Annotated in this window: 15 protein-coding genes and 1 riboswitch; of the genes, 6 read left to right on the top strand and 9 right to left on the bottom strand. The window is 70.6% G+C overall.

Features of this window, described 5'->3' with window-relative positions; translation table 11 throughout:
• Positions 1 to 10: 10 nt before the first annotated feature.
• A complete protein-coding gene (locus GV015_RS09855) occupies positions 11 to 1,030 on the top strand; it encodes a YeiH family protein (protein WP_159878131.1) in 1,020 nt (339 codons plus the stop codon).
• 28 nt (positions 1,031 to 1,058) lie between these two features.
• Here the strand turns inward: GV015_RS09855 and GV015_RS09850 are convergent, their stop codons facing one another.
• On the bottom strand, positions 1,059 to 1,382 hold the full coding sequence (locus GV015_RS09850; RefSeq protein WP_079003866.1) for a multidrug efflux SMR transporter: 324 nt from the start codon (positions 1,380 to 1,382) through the stop codon (positions 1,059 to 1,061).
• Positions 1,383 to 1,396: 14 nt separating this feature from the next.
• A riboswitch (guanidine-III (ykkC-III) riboswitch) is annotated at positions 1,397 to 1,460 on the bottom strand.
• A gap of 108 nt (positions 1,461 to 1,568) precedes the next feature.
• On the opposite strand from GV015_RS09850, the gene GV015_RS09845 reads away from it, so the two are divergent.
• From GV015_RS09845 to GV015_RS09835, 3 genes are all read left to right on the top strand, one after another.
• Positions 1,569 to 2,858 carry an O-acetylhomoserine aminocarboxypropyltransferase/cysteine synthase family protein gene (locus GV015_RS09845; RefSeq protein WP_159878129.1) on the top strand — a complete coding sequence of 430 codons (1,290 nt, stop codon included), beginning with the start codon at positions 1,569 to 1,571 and terminating at the stop codon, positions 2,856 to 2,858.
• Between the two features lie 199 nt (positions 2,859 to 3,057).
• Entirely contained in the window at positions 3,058 to 3,549 is a 492-nt protein-coding gene (locus GV015_RS09840) for a CoA-binding protein (protein ID WP_370282230.1), read from the top strand.
• Between the two features lie 111 nt (positions 3,550 to 3,660).
• Positions 3,661 to 6,936 (top strand): BTAD domain-containing putative transcriptional regulator, encoded by a 3,276-nt coding sequence (locus tag GV015_RS09835; protein ID WP_159878125.1) that lies wholly within the window; start codon positions 3,661 to 3,663, stop codon positions 6,934 to 6,936.
• Positions 6,937 to 6,960: 24 nt separating this feature from the next.
• Here GV015_RS09835 and GV015_RS09830 read toward each other — a convergent pair whose 3' ends face one another.
• Positions 6,961 to 7,776 carry an ABC transporter permease gene (locus GV015_RS09830; RefSeq protein ID WP_064296503.1) on the bottom strand — a complete coding sequence of 272 codons (816 nt, stop codon included), beginning with the start codon at positions 7,774 to 7,776 and terminating at the stop codon, positions 6,961 to 6,963.
• Complete coding sequence (locus GV015_RS09825) at positions 7,773 to 8,786, bottom strand: ATP-binding cassette domain-containing protein (RefSeq protein ID WP_159878123.1); 1,014 nt, start codon at positions 8,784 to 8,786, stop codon at positions 7,773 to 7,775. Before GV015_RS09825 ends, GV015_RS09830 begins: the two co-directional genes overlap by 4 nt.
• 179 nt (positions 8,787 to 8,965) lie before the next feature.
• On the opposite strand from GV015_RS09825, the gene GV015_RS09820 reads away from it, so the two are divergent.
• Positions 8,966 to 10,339 (top strand): L-serine ammonia-lyase, encoded by a 1,374-nt coding sequence (locus GV015_RS09820; protein ID WP_124768937.1) that lies wholly within the window; start codon positions 8,966 to 8,968, stop codon positions 10,337 to 10,339.
• 72 nt (positions 10,340 to 10,411) lie between these two features.
• Positions 10,412 to 10,873, top strand: a complete 462-nt coding sequence (locus tag GV015_RS09815; protein WP_159878122.1) for a rhodanese-like domain-containing protein — start codon at positions 10,412 to 10,414, stop codon at positions 10,871 to 10,873.
• 34 nt (positions 10,874 to 10,907) lie between these two features.
• Here GV015_RS09815 and GV015_RS09810 read toward each other — a convergent pair whose 3' ends face one another.
• From GV015_RS09810 to GV015_RS09785, 6 genes are all read right to left on the bottom strand, one after another.
• Positions 10,908 to 12,839 carry a thioredoxin domain-containing protein gene (locus GV015_RS09810; RefSeq protein WP_159878121.1) on the bottom strand — a complete coding sequence of 644 codons (1,932 nt, stop codon included), beginning with the start codon at positions 12,837 to 12,839 and terminating at the stop codon, positions 10,908 to 10,910.
• A gap of 21 nt (positions 12,840 to 12,860) precedes the next feature.
• Positions 12,861 to 13,640, bottom strand: coding sequence for a DUF1684 domain-containing protein (locus GV015_RS09805; protein WP_159878120.1), 780 nt, complete (start codon positions 13,638 to 13,640; stop codon positions 12,861 to 12,863).
• Positions 13,641 to 13,772: 132 nt separating this feature from the next.
• Positions 13,773 to 14,708, bottom strand: coding sequence for an ABC transporter substrate-binding protein (locus GV015_RS09800; protein ID WP_159878119.1), 936 nt, complete (start codon positions 14,706 to 14,708; stop codon positions 13,773 to 13,775).
• A gap of 89 nt (positions 14,709 to 14,797) precedes the next feature.
• Positions 14,798 to 15,601 (bottom strand): ABC transporter permease, encoded by an 804-nt coding sequence (locus GV015_RS09795; protein ID WP_159878118.1) that lies wholly within the window; start codon positions 15,599 to 15,601, stop codon positions 14,798 to 14,800.
• Positions 15,598 to 16,308 (bottom strand): ABC transporter permease, encoded by a 711-nt coding sequence (locus GV015_RS09790; protein ID WP_079705429.1) that lies wholly within the window; start codon positions 16,306 to 16,308, stop codon positions 15,598 to 15,600. The genes GV015_RS09795 and GV015_RS09790 overlap by 4 nt, the downstream gene beginning before the upstream one ends.
• Positions 16,305 to 17,174: an ABC transporter ATP-binding protein gene (locus GV015_RS09785; protein ID WP_137242033.1), complete on the bottom strand. Its 870-nt coding sequence runs from the start codon at positions 17,172 to 17,174 to the stop codon at positions 16,305 to 16,307. Before GV015_RS09785 ends, GV015_RS09790 begins: the two co-directional genes overlap by 4 nt.

Raw genomic sequence — 17,174 nt, 5'->3', positions numbered from 1 at the left:
GAGGACGACGATGAAGGCGCTCCCAGGGGTGCTCGTCGCCGGTGCAGCGGCGCTCGCCGCCCTGGGCCTCCACACCCTTCTGCCGGTCGTCCCCCTGCTGACCGCGAGCGTCCTGCTCGGCATGGTGGTGGGCCAGCTTCCGCCGTTCCAGCGGCTCGCGGCGGGTGTCCTGAAGCCCGGACTCGGCATGAGCGCGAAACGGTTCATGCGGATCGGCGTCGTCCTGCTGGGGCTGAAGCTGAGCCTCGTCGACATCGCCGGCCTCGGGTGGGTCACCCTCGCCACCACGGTCGCGATCGTCGTCGTCACCTTCTTCGTCACCCTCTGGCTCGGCCGGAGACTGGGGCTCGCGGGCCCCGAACCGCTCCTCATCGCCACGGGCTTCTCCATCTGCGGCGCCTCCGCCATCGGCGCGATGAGCGGCGTCGTGAAGGCGAAGGACGAGGAGCAGGCGACGCCCGTCGCGCTCGTCACCCTCTGCGGGACCCTCGCGATCTTCGTCCTCCCGGCACTCCGCGGCCCACTCGGGCTCAGTGACGAGCAGTTCGGCCACTGGGTGGGGGCGAGCGTGCACGACGTGGGTCAGGTCGTCGCGACCGCCCAGATCGCCGGCACGAGCGCACTCGCGATCGCCGTCGTCGTCAAGCTGACCCGCGTCGTGCTCCTCGCCCCCATGGTCGCCGCCGCCGCGACGATCGAGCGCCGCCGACTCCTGGCGGTGTCGGCCGGCGCCGGTGCTCAGGTCGATGCCGACGGGACCGCGACCGCAGCCCGACCGCCGATCGTCCCGCTGTTCGTCGCGGGCTTCATCGCCGCGGTCCTCGTCCGCACCCTGCTCCCGGTGCCCGAGCTCGTCCTCGACGTCGCCGACGGCGTGCAGACCGCACTGCTGGCGATGGCGCTCTTCGCACTCGGCGCCGCGATCCGCGTCCGCACGCTCGTCACCACCGGGTGGCGCGCGCTCGTCGTCGGGCTCGTCTCCTGGCTCCTCATCGCGGTGCTCGCGCTCGGAGCGGTGCACCTGGCCTGAGGAAGGGGTGCGTGCCCGACCAGCGCGGCTAGTGCTCGCCGCCCACGATCTTCAGGCCGATGACGCAGCCGATGAGCCCGAGGATGAGCAGCACCTTGACGACCGACAGCTGCTCGCCGCCGAAGGTCATGGCGTATCCGACGGTGAGCGCTGCGCCGATCCCGACCCAGACCGCGTAGGCGGTGCCCACCGGGATGTCGCGCATGGCCCAGGCGAGGCCGGCCATGCTGAGCACGAGCGCCCCCGCGAACGTCACGGTCGGCCAGAGCTTCGTGAAGCCTTCGGACTTGCCGAGCGCGGTGGCCCAGACGGCTTCCAGGACCCCGGACGCGATGAGTACGATCCAAGACATGACGATCACTCCCCAGTGGTCAGTCTTGTCGCGTTCCGGGTACTGCGCCCTCGTCCGGCAGCCCTATGAGGGCTGTGTCCCACACGATACGCCGACGCCCTGGGCAGGCCCTGTGCAGTGCGGTCGAATGCGACGCAATGTTGCAGCACGGTGAAGCGCTCGACGGCGCTCCGGTAGCGTGAACCCATGGCAGATCGTGAGTATGGCTTCCGCACGCGTGCGATCCACGCGGGCAACATCCCCGACCAGGTGACCGGCGCACGGGCGCTGCCCATCTACCAGTCGAGCGCCTTCGTCTTCGACGACACCGCCGACGCCGCCGCCCGCTTCGCCCTGCAGAAGTACGGGAACATCTACTCCCGCCTCGCCAACCCGACGGTCGCGAGCTTCGAGGAGCGCATCGCCAGCCTCGAGGGCGGCCTCGGTGCCGTCGCGACCGCCTCCGGCCTCGCCGCGCAGTACATCACCTTCGCCTCGCTGGCCGGACAGGGCGACCACATCGTCGCCTCGGCCAACCTCTACGGCGGCTCGATCACGCAGCTCGACGTCACCCTCCGCCGGTTCGGCATCGAGACCACCTTCGTGCAGTCCTCCGACGCCGCCGACTACGCCGCCGCCATCCAGGAGAACACGAAGCTCGTCTTCGCAGAGACGGTCGCGAACCCCTCGGGCGAGATCGCCGACATCGAGGGCCTCGCCGACGTCGCGCACGCGCACGGCATTCCGCTCATCATCGACTCGACCATCGCGACGCCCTACCTCAACCGCCCGATCGAGTGGGGTGCCGACATCGTCACGCACTCGGCCACCAAGTTCCTCGGCGGCCACGGAACGACCCTCGGCGGTGTCGTCGTCGAGAGCGGGCGCTTCGACTGGAACACCGACAAGTTCCCCCTGTTCGGCCAGCCCGTCCCGAGCTACGGCGGCCTGCAGTGGTCGGGCAACTTCGGCGAGTACGCCTTCCTCACCCGGCTGCGCGCCGAGCAGCTCCGCGACATCGGTCCGGCGCTCGCACCGCACTCGGCCTTCCTCCTCGCCCAGGGCGTCGAGACGCTGCCGTTCCGGATCCAGGCCCACGTCGACAACGCGCGGATCGTCGCCGAGTGGCTCGACGCCGACCCGCGCATCGCCGCCGTCAACTGGGCCGGGCTCCCGGCCCACCCGCACCACGAGCGCGCGAACAAGTACCTGCCGAAGGGGCCGGGCTCGGTCTTCAGCTTCGAGGTGAAGGGTGGCCGTCAGGTCGGCCAGAAGCTCATCGAGTCCGTCGACCTCGCGACCCACCTGGCGAACATCGGCGACGCGAAGACGCTCATCATCCACCCCGCATCGACGACGCACGCGCAGCTGTCCGACCAGCAGCTCGTCGACGCCGGTGTGCTGCCGGGCATCGTCCGGCTGAGCGTCGGCATCGAGGACCCTGACGACATCATCTACGACCTCGACCAGGCGCTCGCCGCAGCGGTGAAGGAGTAGTGGCATGAGCACTTCGACAAGCTCAGTGACCGTTGTGGACGCGACCGTGACCGGTGTGGACGCGACCGCGACCGGTGTGGACGCGACAGTGACCGGTGCGGATGCGACCGCGACCGTGACCGACCAGGACGCGACCGAGACGGTCCGGCTCACCAACGGCCTCACCTGCTCGCTGCCTGCCGATTCGCCGCTCGCGAAGCTGCTGCGTTCGCAGCGCACGTGGGCGGGCCCCGACGCGAAGGCCCGCCTGAAGCTCCTCCGCGAGGCGAAGTCCGTCGCGATCGTCGGCGCCTCCCCGAACCCGGCGCGTTCCTCGTACTTCGTGGGCACCTACCTGCAGCAGTCGAGCGACTTCACGATCTACTTCGTGAACCCGAACGCCACGGAGATCCTCGGTCAGCCCGCCTACCCCGACCTCGCCTCCCTGCCGGAGGTACCCGACATCGTCGACGTCTTCCGCAAGGCGAGCGACATCCCCCAGGTCATCGACGAGGTCGTCGCCATCGGAGCACCGACCGTCTGGGTGCAGCTCGGCATCTGGAACCAGGAGGCCGCCGAGTACGGCGAGTCGAAGGGTCTGAACGTCGTGATGGACCGCTGCATCAAGGTGGAGCACGCCCGGTTCCACGGTGGCCTCCACCTGCTCGGCTTCGACACCGGGCAGATCACCGCCCGCAAGACCCTGCGCTGACGCCTCGGTTCCCTGAACTCGTCGGCAGGTCGCACTTCGACAGGCTCAGTGACCGGGGACGGCTCAGTGACCGGGCCGGTCCAAGTAACGAGCCGTGGATACACTCGTGACGTGCCTGCGTCGAACCTCCGAGTGACCGTCCTGGGGCCGGTGCTCGTCGAGGGACGCACCGGTCGGCTCGTCGAACCCGGCGGCCGGCTCGCCAAAGCGCTGGTGACGATCCTGGTGCTCGCGGACGGGCGCGCCGTGTCGACGGCCGCCCTCATCGACGAGCTGTGGGACGACGCACCGCCCGCAGGTGCCAAAGCCGCGCTGCAGACCCTGGTCTCACGGGTGCGCGCCGTGTCGGCGCCGGACCTCATCGACTCCTCGGCTGCCGGGTATCGACTGTCGATCGACCAGTCCCTGGTCGACCTCCGCGTCGCCGCGCAGGCCGCCGATGCGGCGTCGACGGCTATCCGCGCCGCCGACCCGCACACCGCGGGCACGCTCGCCCGGGACGCGCTCCTCCTCTGGACCGGTGATCCAGGCGCGGAACTGGACGGCCCGCTCGGCGACGAGCTGGCGCACCGCGCGGCGCGGCTCCGCGACGAGCTCCGCCGGGTGCGTGCCCAGAGCCGCCTCGAGCTCGGCGACGGCGCGGCCGTCATCACCGATCTCGAGGCGCTCGTCGCCGCCGATCCACTCGACGACACCACCCAGCTGATGCTCTTCAACGCCTACGCGCAGAGCGGACGTCGCTCCGATGCGATGCGGCTCTTCGCAGACCACCGTCACCGGCTCCGGGACGAACTCGGCGCCGACCCGACGTCGGCGCTGGTCGCGGCACACGCGTCGCTCCTGCAGGACGCCGTCGAGCCGTCTCCGCCGGCGGCCACACCAGCGACCGCCCGGGTCTCCAGCATGGTGCTCGGACTCCGGACGGCGCCGAACGAGCTCCTCGGTCGCGACGCCGACCTCGATGCGATCGGCACGCTCGTGTCCGAGGTCCGCCTGACCACGATCCTCGGCCCCGGTGGCCTCGGGAAGACCCGACTCGCCCAGGAGGTCGCCCGGCGTGCCACCACGACCACGCCCGGCGTCGTCGTGGTGGAACTGGCGAGCGTACGGGACCCGGAGGATCTGCCACTCGCGGTCGCGACCGCACTCGGCATCCGCGAGGCCCCGACCCCGCGTCGGCTGAGCGAAGCGATCATGGTGCAACCGGTCGAGCTGCACGAGCGCATCATCGACCGACTCTCGGAGCGGCCGACGCTGCTCGTGATGGACAACTGCGAGCACCTCGTGGATGCGGCGGCGCGCTGGATCGCCGATGCGCTGGCCTGGGCCGGCGACCTCCGCGTCCTCGCGACGAGTCGGAGCCCGTTGTCGATCGCCGCCGAGCACGTCTACCAACTCGACCCGCTGGACGCTGCCGTGGACGGCACCGACCTCGAACACGCGGGCCCGGCGGTGCGGCTGTTCGTCGAGCGTGCGCGCGCCGCCCGTCCGGGACTCCATGTGCCACTCGACGTCACAGCACGTCTCTGCGCGAGACTCGACGGCTCCCCGCTGGCGATCGAACTCGCGGCGGCGCGCACCAGATCCATGTCGGTCGAGGAGGTGGAGCGACGACTCGGGAACCGCTTCACCCTGCTGACCGCCGGTGATCGCAGTGCTCCTGAGCGCCACCGCACCCTGCTCGCCGTCATCGACTGGAGTTGGAACCTCCTGGGCGAGCACGAACGTGTCGTCCTCCGTCGCATGTCCCGGTTCCCCGACGGCTTCGATCTGGAGGCGGCTGCAGCGCTCGCCCCCGAGGTCGAGGTCGTGGAAGCGCTCGACGCGCTCGTCGGCCAGTCGTTGCTCACCGTGCAGGACGACCCGGCCACTGGGACCGTCCGATTCCGGATGCTCGAGACGGTCCGCGAGTTCGGCGCGATCAAGTCCGCCGAGGCGCACGAGGACGACCTCGTACTCGACCGCACTCGGACGTGGGCGGTCGCACTCGCGGAGACGCTCCTCCCCGCCATGCAGGGACCGCGACAGGTGGCGGCGTTCGCGCGCCTCGCCCTCGAACAGGACACCCTGGTGGACGTGCTGCGCGGGGCTGTCGCCGACGATCGCGCCGATGTCGTCGCCCCGGTCTTCGCAGGACTCGCCCTCTTCTGGACGATCCGCAGCGCGCATCAGGAGGTCCTGGTCTTCGGAACGGCCGTCCTCGACGTGCTCCGCCATCAGGACCCGGAGTCGGTGTCGACCGATACCCCGGCCATCGCCGTCGCCATCATCACCGTGACCTTCCTCGCCACCGATCCCCGGACGTCCGCGCGGGCGATCGGCGTGCTCCGCCGACTCGAACGGGCGCGGACGACACAGGCCCCACGGATGCGCGCGATGGTGGGCCTGTTGCTGGTCGCGGGTCGCCCCGAACGCGCGGAGGCCCTCCTCCGCGAGTACTCCCGGTCGACCGACCCGCACGTCGCGAACCTCGGAAACCTCATGTCGGCCCAGGCGGCGGAGAACGACGGCGACCCCCGCGCCGCCGAGGCGGCCGCCGTGCGCGCGAACGACCTCTCGCTCGCGCTCGGGGACGTCTGGGGCGCCGCCATGAGCGCGCACATGCTCGCCCAGCTGCACAGCCAGAACGACGAGCCGGAGGAGGCGCTCGTCTGGGCGGCCCGCGCTGCCGAGGGGCTGACCGCGATCGGTGCCGAGGCGGACCTCCGTCAACTCGAGTGGCTGATCGCGATCGGCGACATCGCCCGCGGTGACCACGCCGCCGCCACCACCGTGCTCGACCGGTTCCTCTCGGACGACGTCTCGTTCTCCGCGTTCGCCCCGCTCCCCGAACGGCGGTCGATCGGCTGGGCCGGTCTCGCCGAGATCGCGCGGGCACAGGGCGACGCCGCACGGGGAGCCGAGCTCTACGGGAAGGCGCTCGTGGCGTTCGCTCCGGGTGAGTCGCGCCGATCGCCGTGGTTCACCCTCGTCGGCTCCGCCGCGATCGCCGCCGCCGTGCTGGACGGTGTCCCGGACGCCACCGAGGTCCAGCGTCTCGCGCGGCGGGTCCGCACCCGCACCATCGCGCTGGGACGCCTCCTCCCGAACCGGTTCGACCGACCGGTGCTGGGCTCCACCGTCATCGCCCTCGGCGCCTGGTACGTCCGCTCGGACGACGCCGAGGTGCGGTTGATCGGCGCCGAGCTCGTCGCGCTCGCCAGTGCGCTCGCCTCCCGTCAGGACATCCCATCGCTCGTCCGCACACCACACGAGGCAGCAGCGGCGGCGCGCCTCACGGCGACCGAGCGCGACCGCCTCGCCGAGCGGACCCTCACCCTGCAGGCGCACGAGAGCGCCGCCAGGGCGTTCGAACTGCTCGGCAGTCCTGCCCTGGCGGCGCGCTGATCGGTCGCTGCGGTCGTCTCGTCGTCAGGCGCGGCGCATGTACGCCCGCACGGTGAGCGGTGCGAAGACCGCGACGATGACGGCGGCTCCGAGGAGCGCCAGCCAGGCGTCGCCGCCGAAGACACCCGTGTTCGCGAGGTCGCGGACCGCGGTCACGAGGTGCGAGACGGGGTTCACGTCCACGAAGCCCTGGAGGAAGCTCGGCATCGTCTCCGGGTTCACGAAGGCGTTCGAGAGGAACGTGAGCGGGAACAGGACGAGGAACGAGATGCCCTGCACGCTGCTCGCGCTCCGGGCGATGACCCCGAAGAACGCGAAGATCCAGCTGATGGCCCAGGCGCAGACGATCACGAGGAGGCCGGCGAGGGCCACGAAGCCGATGCCGCCCTCCGGTCGGTACCCCATGACGAAGCCCATCGCGAAGGTGAGCGTCGTGGCGATCGTGTAGCGCACCGTGTCGGCGAGGAGGGCACCGGCCAGCGGTGCGATGCGGGCGATGGGCATCGACTTGAAGCGGTCGAACACGCCCTTGTCCATGTCCTCGCGGAGCTGGATGCCGGTCACGACCGAGGTCGTGATGACGGTCTGGACCAGGATGCCCGGGATGATGATCGGCAGATAGCTCGCGACGTCGCCGGCGATCGCGCCGCCGAAGATGTACGTGAACATCAGCGTGAAGATGATCGGCTGGACCGTCACGTCGATCAGCTGCTCGGGCGTGCGCTTGATCTTGAGCAGTCCGCGGTACGCCATGGTGAAGGAGTTGCGGACCGTCTGCGAGAGGCTGACGTGGTTCCGGAGGGACCGGTCTGCGGCCGGGGTGATGGTGATCGTGCTCATGCGTGGACCTGCTCTGCGGTGTCGAGGGAATCGGTGTCGGACGTGGCGTCGGCGTCGTCCGCCTCGACGCCGTGCCCGGTGAGGGTGAGGAAGACCTCGTCGAGTGTCGGCTTCTGGACGCTCATCTCCGCGAGCCGGATCCCGGCTTCCCGGAGCGTGATGAAGAGGTCGGTCACGGCGTCGGGGTCGCGCATCGGGGCCGTGATGCGGGTGGCCTCCGGCGAAACGATGGTGTCGACGCCGAGGACGCTCGAGATGACCCGACGTGCATCCTCCAGGTCGGTGGGATCCGCGAGCCGCAGCTGCAGCGACGACTCGCCGACGGAGGCCTTCAGCTCGTCGGAGGTGCCCTCGGCGACCACGAGACCGCGGTCGATGACGGCGATCCGGTCGGCGAGCTGGTCCGCCTCGTCGAGGTACTGGGTGGTCAGGAGGACGGTCGAGCCCGTCGCGACCAGGCGTCGGATCGTGTCCCACATCTGCGCGCGGGTCCGCGGGTCGAGGCCCGTGGTCGGCTCGTCGAGGAAGATGAGGGGAGGCTGGGCGATGAGGCTCGCCGCGAGGTCGAGACGACGACGCATGCCGCCGGAGAACTTCTTCAGGGGTCGCGACGCCGCGTCGCTCAGGCCGAACTCCTCGAGGAGTTCCGCGCTCTTGCGCTTCGCCTCCGCGCGGCCGAGTCCGAGCAGTCGCGAGAAGATGACGAGGTTCTCGGTGGCCGAGAGGTTCTCGTCGACGGACGCGAACTGCGCGGTCACGCCGATGAGCTGGCGCACGACCTGCGACTCCCGCTGGATGTCGTGACCGAAGACGGTGGCGGTGCCGGCGTCAGGACGCAGGAGCGTCGCCAGCATGCTGATGGTGGTGGTCTTGCCGGCGCCGTTCGGGCCGAGGACGCCGTAGACGGTGCCGGTGCGGACCGAGAGGTCGACGCCGTCGACCGCCCGGTTGTCGCCGAAGGTCTTCACGAGGCCGTGGGCTTCGATCGCCCAGTCGGAGCTGATGCTCATGCGGATGCCTTTCGAAATCAGGTGTGGGCCGCCGGTGGGCGACCTGGACAACAGTGTGGGCGGGGGCACTCACGGATCGCTCACCTGCCGCTGACACCCGCTGACGGCCGCTGACACCGCACCCGGCGCCGAAGACGCTTAGAGTGAGAGGAGCCAGTCGCACCGAAGGGGGTCGTCCAGTGACCGCATACGTGTCCGCGTTCGACCTCTTCTCCATCGGGATCGGGCCGTCCAGCTCGCACACGGTCGGACCGATGCGGGCGGCCCTGGCCTTCGCCACCGGGCTCGCGGACGACGGACTGCTCGACCGGGTCGACCGCGTCACGTGCTCGTTGTACGGATCGCTCGGCGCGACCGGCATCGGCCACGGCACCCCCGACGCTGTCGTCGCGGGACTCCAGGGGCTCACTCCCGAAGGGTGCGATCCCGCCGAGGTCCGCCGGGCCTGGAGCGACCACCCCGACGGCGCTCCCCTCGCGCTCGCCGGGACGCGGGCCATCGCGTTCTCGAAGGACGACGTCTCGTTCGTGCCCAGGACGAGGCTGCCGGGCCACCCGAACGCCATGACGCTGCACGCCTGGGATCAGCGGAGCGACCTCCCGGTGCGCTCCGAGACGTACTACTCGGTCGGCGGCGGCTTCATCCGTCGTGACGGCGACGACCCGAGCACGGTGCTGCCGTCGACACCCGTGCCGATGCCGTTCCGGACCGCTGAGACGCTCATCGGCCTCTGCGACGAGACAGGGCTCCCGATCGACGCGATCGCGAGACGCAACGAGGAGGCCCTGCGGTCCGCGGTCGAGGTCGACGCCGGCCTCGACGCCATCTGGACGGCCATGCACGAGTGCGTGACCGCCGGGCTCGCCGACACCGGCACCCTCCCGGGCGGTCTCGGCGTCAAGCGCCGGGCGCGTGCCGTCCGTGAGCGCCTCGACGTGGCCGAGGCCGAGAGCGGGCGCGAGCTCCCCACGGAGTGGCTGCACGCGTTCGCCCTGGCGGTCAACGAGCAGAACGCCTCGGGCGGGCGGGTCGTGACCGCACCCACGAACGGGGCCGCGGGGATCATCCCGGCGGTCGGGAGCTACTACCTGAGGTTCGTGCCGGGCGCCTCGCTCGACGGCATCCGTCGGTACCTGCTCACGGCGACCGCCATCGGCTCGCTCTTCAAAGCCAACGCGTCCATCTCGGGCGCCGAGGGCGGTTGCCAGGCCGAGGTCGGATCGGCCTGCGCCATGGCCGCCGGCGCCCTGTGCGCCGTCCTCGGCGGCACACCGCGCCAGGTCGAGAACGCCGCGGAGATCGCGATGGAGCACCACCTCGGCCTCACGTGCGACCCGGTGGGCGGGCTCGTCCAGGTCCCGTGCATCGAACGCAACGCGATCGCCTCCTCGACGGCCGTCAGCGCCGCACGCCTGTCGTTGCACGGCGACGGGACGCACCTGGTGTCGCTCGACACCGTGATCGAGACCATGCGCCAGACCGGCGTCGACATGTCGACGAAGTACAAGGAGACGAGCGAGGGCGGTCTCGCGGTCAACGTCATCGAGTGCTGAACCGCGGCGTCGTGTGACCGCGTGTTGCCGACCACCGTGGTCATCCGGGCCGCGGCCTCCTACGGTGGGCGCATGACCTCCACGCACGCGCCGTTCCTGGTGGACCCGCTCGTCTCCACCCAGTGGCTCGCGGACCATCTCGGCAGCGAGAGCCTCATCGTCCTCGACGCGAGTGTCGTCGAGCTGCCTCCGCTGGACGGCGGCCCGGTGCGATTGGTGAGCGGCTACGACCTGTACCTCTTCGACGGGCACGTACCCGGCGCCGTGTTCGTCGAGCTGCTGGACGCGCGTCAGGGGCTCGGAGCATCCTCAGCGGACGAGATCCGACGCGGTGCGGCCTCCATCGGCATCACGGAGCAGCACACGATCGTCCTGTACGACCAGCTGGACGGGCGCTCCGCCGAGCGCCTTCGTGCGGCGCTGACCGGAGCCGGATACGAGCGCGTCGCGCTCCTCGACGGTGGACTCGGACGCTGGCGCTCCGAAGCCCGCGAGCTGCGCTTCGGTGGACCGGACGGCACGTTCGGAGCCTGACCCGTCGACGTGACGGGTCGGTCGGTGGGCTGGTTCAGCGGGCGTCGAGCTGCGCCGCGTCCGTCACCGGGAGGCGGCAGACGAAGTCCCGGCAGTGGTAGGCGGTCAACCGGCCGTCCCGACTGGTCCGTTCGGCGAAGACGTCGAACCCGCTCGTCGCCCAGGCCACCGCCTGCCGCTCGGAGACCACCGCCACGACGTCGTCCCGGCGCGTCCTGACCGCGTCGCGCATCGCCCGATCCGCCGTCGCGCGATCTTCGTCCTCGTCCGGGTCCACCCGATCCGGCCCGACGACGATGAGTTGCGACGCCGGCCCGGTGAGCGATGCCGCCAGGGCCAGACTCGCGCCGAACGCGGTCGGTGCCGACAGCGCAGCCGACGCGGCGAACCGGACCGCGCCCTCGGCGGCGTCCCGGAACCGGCCGTCGGCCGTCAGCTGGAACAGCAGCAGCGACGCGCGTCCGAGCGACGATATCCCCGAGGGATACGCGCCCTCCGACGGGTCGCCGTCGATCCGCATGCCCTGGGCCGACAGCACCGGGTCGCCGCCGCCCGGCAGGATGAAGCCGGCCACCGCGGCGGAGGAGGCGTCGGTCACGGTCTCGTCGGTCACGGTCTCGTCCGGCAAGCACCGGTCGACGAGGTCGCGGGCGACTTCCGCGTAGCGGACCTCGCCCGTCGCGAGGCCGAGGCGCAGGAGCCCCTCCGCGAGCATCCCGTAGTCCTCGAGGGCCGCCGCCGCACCCGACCGCCGTTCGTCGAGCGAGGCCCGGGCGAGCGTGCCGTCCGAGCCGAGGTGGTTCTCGACCACCGCGTCCGCCGCCCACCTCGCTGATTCGAGCCACTCGGGGCGGTCGAAGACCGTCGAGGCCTCCGCCAGCGCGCCGATCGCGAGCCCGTTCCAACCGGTGAGCACCTTGCGGTCAACGGCCGGCGGGGTCAGCATCGCCCGGCCGTCCACATCGCGTCGGTAGTAGCCACCCTCCGATCCGACGCCGTCGACGACGCTCTCGGAGTCCTGCGCCGACCCGAAACCGCCGCTCGGCTGCTGCAGCGTGCCGATGAGGAACTCGGCGATCCCGGCGGCGACACTGGCCGCCCACGAGCTCGGGCGCTCGGTCCAAGCCCGCGTGTACGCGGTGAGGAGGAGCGCGTTGTCCGTCAGCATGCGTTCGTAGTGTGGCTCGGTCCAGTCCCGGTTGACCGCGTACCGGAAGAACCCGCCTTCGACCGGATCCCGGAGCGCCGAGGCCCCCATCGTCCTGAGGGTGCGTTGCGCGAGGTCGACACCGCGGCGGGCGACCTCCCCCTCGCGCGGCGTCAGCAGGAAGTCGAACAGCGGGGCCATCGGGAACTTCGGAGCCGTGCCGAAGCCGCCGAGCTCCCGGTCCTCGAGCGCCTCGACCGCCACGATCGCCGCGTCGAGGTCGCCGGGCTCCGGCAGTGGGGCGTCATCCGTGGACGACATCGTCTCGGCGATCGCCCGCGCGAGTCCGTCGGCGCTCGCGACGACCTGCTCCCGTCGCTCGGTCCACGCGACACGGACGGCCTCGAGCACCTGCGGGAACGAGGGATGCCCGCGGAGCGGCACGGGAGGCGAGTAGGTCCCCGCGTGGAAGACGTGTCCGCGCGGCGTCACGAACACGTTCAGCGGCCAGCCCAGGTCACGGGTGAACGCGCCGGCGGCGGCGAGGTAACTGGCGTCGACGTCGGGATGCTCCTCGCGGTCGACCTTCACCGCCACGAAATCGCGTCGGAGGAGCTCGGCGATGTGCTCGTCCGAGAACGACTCGCGTGCCATGACGTGACACCAGTGACACGTCGAGTAGCCGATCGAGACGAGCAGGGGGACGTCACGACGGGCCGCTTCGGCGAAGGCCTCCGGCCCCCAGGGGTACCAGTCGACCGGCTGCTCGGCGTGCGAGCGGAGGTACGGGCTCATCGCCTCGGCGAGCCGGTTCGTCATGCGGGATCCGTTGCCCGGGACCTACTGGCCGAGCGGCAGTCGCTCGCCCGCCGTGATCCGGGTGCGGAGCCGGTTGTTCGGCGCAGGCAGCGGGCACACGTAGTGGTCGCTGAACGCGCACGGCGGCAGGTACGCGCGGTTGAAGTCGACGAGGACGTGGCCGTCCGCGGTCGGCGCCGGCATGCTGATGAACCGGAACCGGTAGCTCTCGTCGCCACTCGTGCCGTCGGAGAAGACCGCCCAGAGTCCGTTCGGGCCGCCCGTGACCGTCAGCGACACCGCTTCATCACCGAGCTCGAACTCGACCCGGCCGACGGGGGTCTCGGTCGTGACGTGGCCGTCGATCGACTCGGTCTCGACCGTGACGTCCGGGGACGGCACGAACCGCGCCGGCCGGATCCAGGCTACGTCGGGGGCGAAGGCGCTGATGCCTTCGAGCGAGGTCCGCGTCGGCGCCTCCGGGTCGAGCACGCGGAGGGCGTAGACGCCGTCCCGCTCCATGCCTCGGAGCAGCGCGTCGCCGAAGTGCAGTTCGTCACCGTGGACCAGCTCGACGCGGTCGGTCATGATCTGCGCGCCGCTCGGCGTGGTCAGTCCGGTACCCGTGAGCCGCTCACCGACGATGCCGGTCGCGTCCGCACGCCAGGTGCCCGGCGCACCCTCGAGGGCGGTCGCCTCCTCGGTCAGCCAGTGGGTGAACCGGAGGGCGGCGATGCCGTGGGGTGCTCGGACGGAACGCTCGCGAGCGGTGTGCCAGGCGGTCCAGGACGCGATGAACTCTGCGGGGGTCTCGGAACTCATACCCTGACGCTACCAACTCCTCAGGTGTCGGAGACCCCCTGGACATCCGGCTGCGGCCGGATGCGCTCCCCGCGAACAGCGCGATGGCGCCGCCCGGAGAACCGGACGACGCCATCGACGTGTGGCTGCTGCTCAGCTGAAGAGCTTCTTGTCCTTCAGCCAGTCGGCCGCGAGGGTCTTCGGAGCGGCCTTCTCGTCGCCCTGGTTGCGGGCGTTGAGCTCGATGAGGTCCTCGGTGGTCAGCTCCGCGGACACGGCGTTCAAGACCTCCTTGACCTTGTCGCTGGCCTTGGCCGAGTTGATCAGCGGCAGGACGTTCTGCGGGAGGATCAGGTTCTCCGGGTCCTCGAGCGTGACGAAGTCGTTCTCGGTGATCGACGGGGTCGTGGTGTAGATGTCGGCGAGCTGGACCGTGCCGTCGAGCAGGGCCGCGGTGGTCTGTGCGCCGCCGCCGTCGCTGATCGGGACGAAGGTGAGCTTGTCGGCGGGGACACCGTACACCTCGGTCAGGCCCTTCGGGCCGTACGGGCGCTCAGCCAACTCGGGTGCGCCGCCGATGGCCAGCGGGATGGAGAGCGCCGCGAGGTCGGCGAGGCTCGTGACGTTGTTCGCCTCGCTGAACTCCTTCGTGACGTTGTAGGAGTCCTTGTCCTCCGCCTTGGACTGGTCGAGGACCTCGTAGCCCTTCGGCGTGGCCTCCTGGAGGGCGGAGTAGACCTCGTCGCTCGACGTGGCCGTGGCGGAGTCGTCGAAGAACTGCAGCAGGTTGCCGCTGTAGTCGGGGACGAGGTCGATCGAGCCGTCTTCGAGCGCTGCGATGTAGACGTCGCGCGCGCCGATGTTGAGGGACTCGGCCGTCTTGATGTCGTTGGCCTCGAGCGCCTGGATGTAGATCTGGGCGATGATCTCCGACTCGGGGAATCCGGCGGAGCCGACCGTGATCGTGTCGGATGCCGCGGTCTCCCCGGCGGTCGGGTCGCCTGCGGAGCAGGCGCTGAGTGCGAGGGCCGCGACGGCGGTCGCGGCGATGCCGACGGCGAGGCGTCGACCCTGTCGAACTGTGAACATGGTGTTTCCTATCTGTGATGGGCGAGAACGGTGGTGCCGTTGTGGGTCTGGGAGCCGGGCGGTGCTGTCGCCCGGGATGGTGGAACGCGTCAGTTGTTGCGGTATGCCGCGGTCTGCATGTTCGCCTCCGCTTCTGCGACGGCGGGGTCTGGTGCGGTGGAGCGGTCGCCGCCGGTGGCGTGACCCCGGGTCTCGTCGACCCGCGTGTGGGTCGCCTGGACGCCGCGCGGCACGACGGCGCGCTGCAGCAGGGAGAAGACGCCCTCGAGGAGGAGGGCGAGCACGATGATGATGATCGAACCGGCGAGCATCTGCGCGTAGTCCCGTACCGGGAGGCCGTCGAGGATGTAGCGACCGAGACCGGGGCCGTTGGTGAGGAAGGCGACGACGGTGGCGGTCGCGATCGTCTGCAGGACCGCCGAGCGGACGCCACCGATCATGAGCGGGAGGGCGAGCGGGATCTCCACCTTGCCGAGGATCTGCCACTCGTTCATCCCGACGGCACGCGCGGCGTCGATGGTCTGGCGGTCGATCGACTCGACCCCGCCGTACGCACCGGCCAGGACGGGCGGGACGGCGAGCACGACGAGTGCGGTGATCGCGGGGACGAGACTCGTGCTGGAGAAGCCCCACCCGAGCGTGATGAGCGCGAGGAGTGAGAGCAGACCGAGGGTCGGCAGCGCCCGGAGCGCGCCGGTGATCGCGACCGCGATCTCCCGTCCCTTCCCGGTGTGCCCGATGAGGAGCCCGAGCGGGATCGCGATGACGCAGGCGATGAGGACGGTCAGGCCGGTCACGGCCAGGTGCTGGAGCACCCGCACGGGGATGCCGCCTGGGCCCTCCCAGTGCGCGGGGTCGAAGATCCAGGCGAAGGCGGCGAGGAAGTTGATCATGCTGCTCCTCCCCCGGCGGTCGCCAGCTCACGGGCTTCGGTGGCCGCGCGACGACGACGGATCGCACCCTTCGAGCTGATCCGCGTCCACGGCATGAGGAGCCGGCCGAGGAGCACCAGCAGGACGTCGAACACGATCGCGATCACGACCGTCCCGACGATGCCGGTCAGGATCTCGATCGGGAACTGCCGGTTGTAGCCGTCGGTGAAGAGGTAGCCGAGGTTCGTGACGCCGATGAGGGCGCCGACGCTCAGCAGGCTGATCGTGCTCGCGGAGACCACCCGGATGCCGGCGAGCATGAGCGGACCCGCAAGCGGGAACTCGACCCGCCAGAAGCGCTGGCCGGTGGAGAACCCCACGGCCTGTGCCGACTGCCGCACCCCGGCGTCGACGGCGTCGAGCGCGTCGGCGACCGTGCGGACGAGCAGGGCCACGGCGTAGATGGTGAGCGCGATCACGACGTTCGCCGGATCGAGGATCTTCGTGCCGATGAGGGACGGCATGAGGACGAACAGCGGCAAGGACGGGATCGCGTAGAGGATGCCGCTCAGTGTGAGCAGCACGCCACGCGACCACCGGTACCGGTGTGCGAGCCAGCCGAGGGGGAGGGAGATGAGGAACCCCAGGATGATCGGGGGCAGGCTCAGCTGGACATGGGTGAGGGTGAGGTCCCAGATCATGTCCCAGTTCGCGATGACCCAGCTCATGTGGATGCGCCGTCCTTCCGGACGTCGAGGCCGGGGCGGTCGCCTGCGCCGGGCCCGGCTCCGAGGACGCCGGCGGGGCGGCCCGACTCGTCGACGACCACGTCGCGTCCGTCGACGCGCTCGACGTGGAGCGTCCGCTGGCCACGATCGGCGCCGATGAACTGGGCGACGAAGTCGTCGGCAGGGTTGGCGACGATCTCGGCCGGCGTGCCGACCTGGGCGATGTGGCCGCCCTTCTGCAGGATGACGACCTGGTCGCCGAGGAGGAAGGCCTCGTCGATGTCGTGGGTGACGAACACGATCGTCTTCGCGATGTCGCGCTGCAGTCGGAGCAGCTCCCGCTGGAGCTCGGCACGCACGAGCGGGTCGACGGCGCCGAACGGCTCGTCCATCAGCAGGATGTTCGGGTCGATCGCGAGGCCTCGTGCCACGCCGACGCGCTGCTGCTGGCCGCCGGACAACTGACTCGGGTACCGGTCGGCGAGCGCGCGGTCGAGTCCGACGGTGTCGAGGAGGGTGAGGGCGTCCGCCCGGGCCTGCTTCTTGTTGACGCCGGTGAGCATGGGCACCGTGGCCACGTTGTCGATCACGGTGCGGTGCGGGAGGAGACCGGAGTTCTGCATGACGTAGCCGATGCGGCGACGGAGACGGACCGGGTCGACGGCGGAGACGACCTCGTCGTCGATGACGATGCGTCCCTCGCTCGGATCGACCATGCGGTTGATCATCCGTAGGAGCGTGGTCTTGCCGCAGCCTGAGGACCCGACGAAGACCGTGGTGGACCGCGACGGGATCGTGAGGGAGAAGTCGTCGACCGCGAGGGTGCCGTCGTCGAAGCGCTTGGAGACGTGTTCGAAGGAGATCAT

It is taken from the genome of Plantibacter sp. T3, from assembly GCF_902506515.1.
In the GTDB taxonomy this organism is placed as follows: domain Bacteria; phylum Actinomycetota; class Actinomycetes; order Actinomycetales; family Microbacteriaceae; genus Plantibacter; species Plantibacter auratus.
This window is presented reverse-complemented; position numbering and strand designations above follow the sequence as displayed.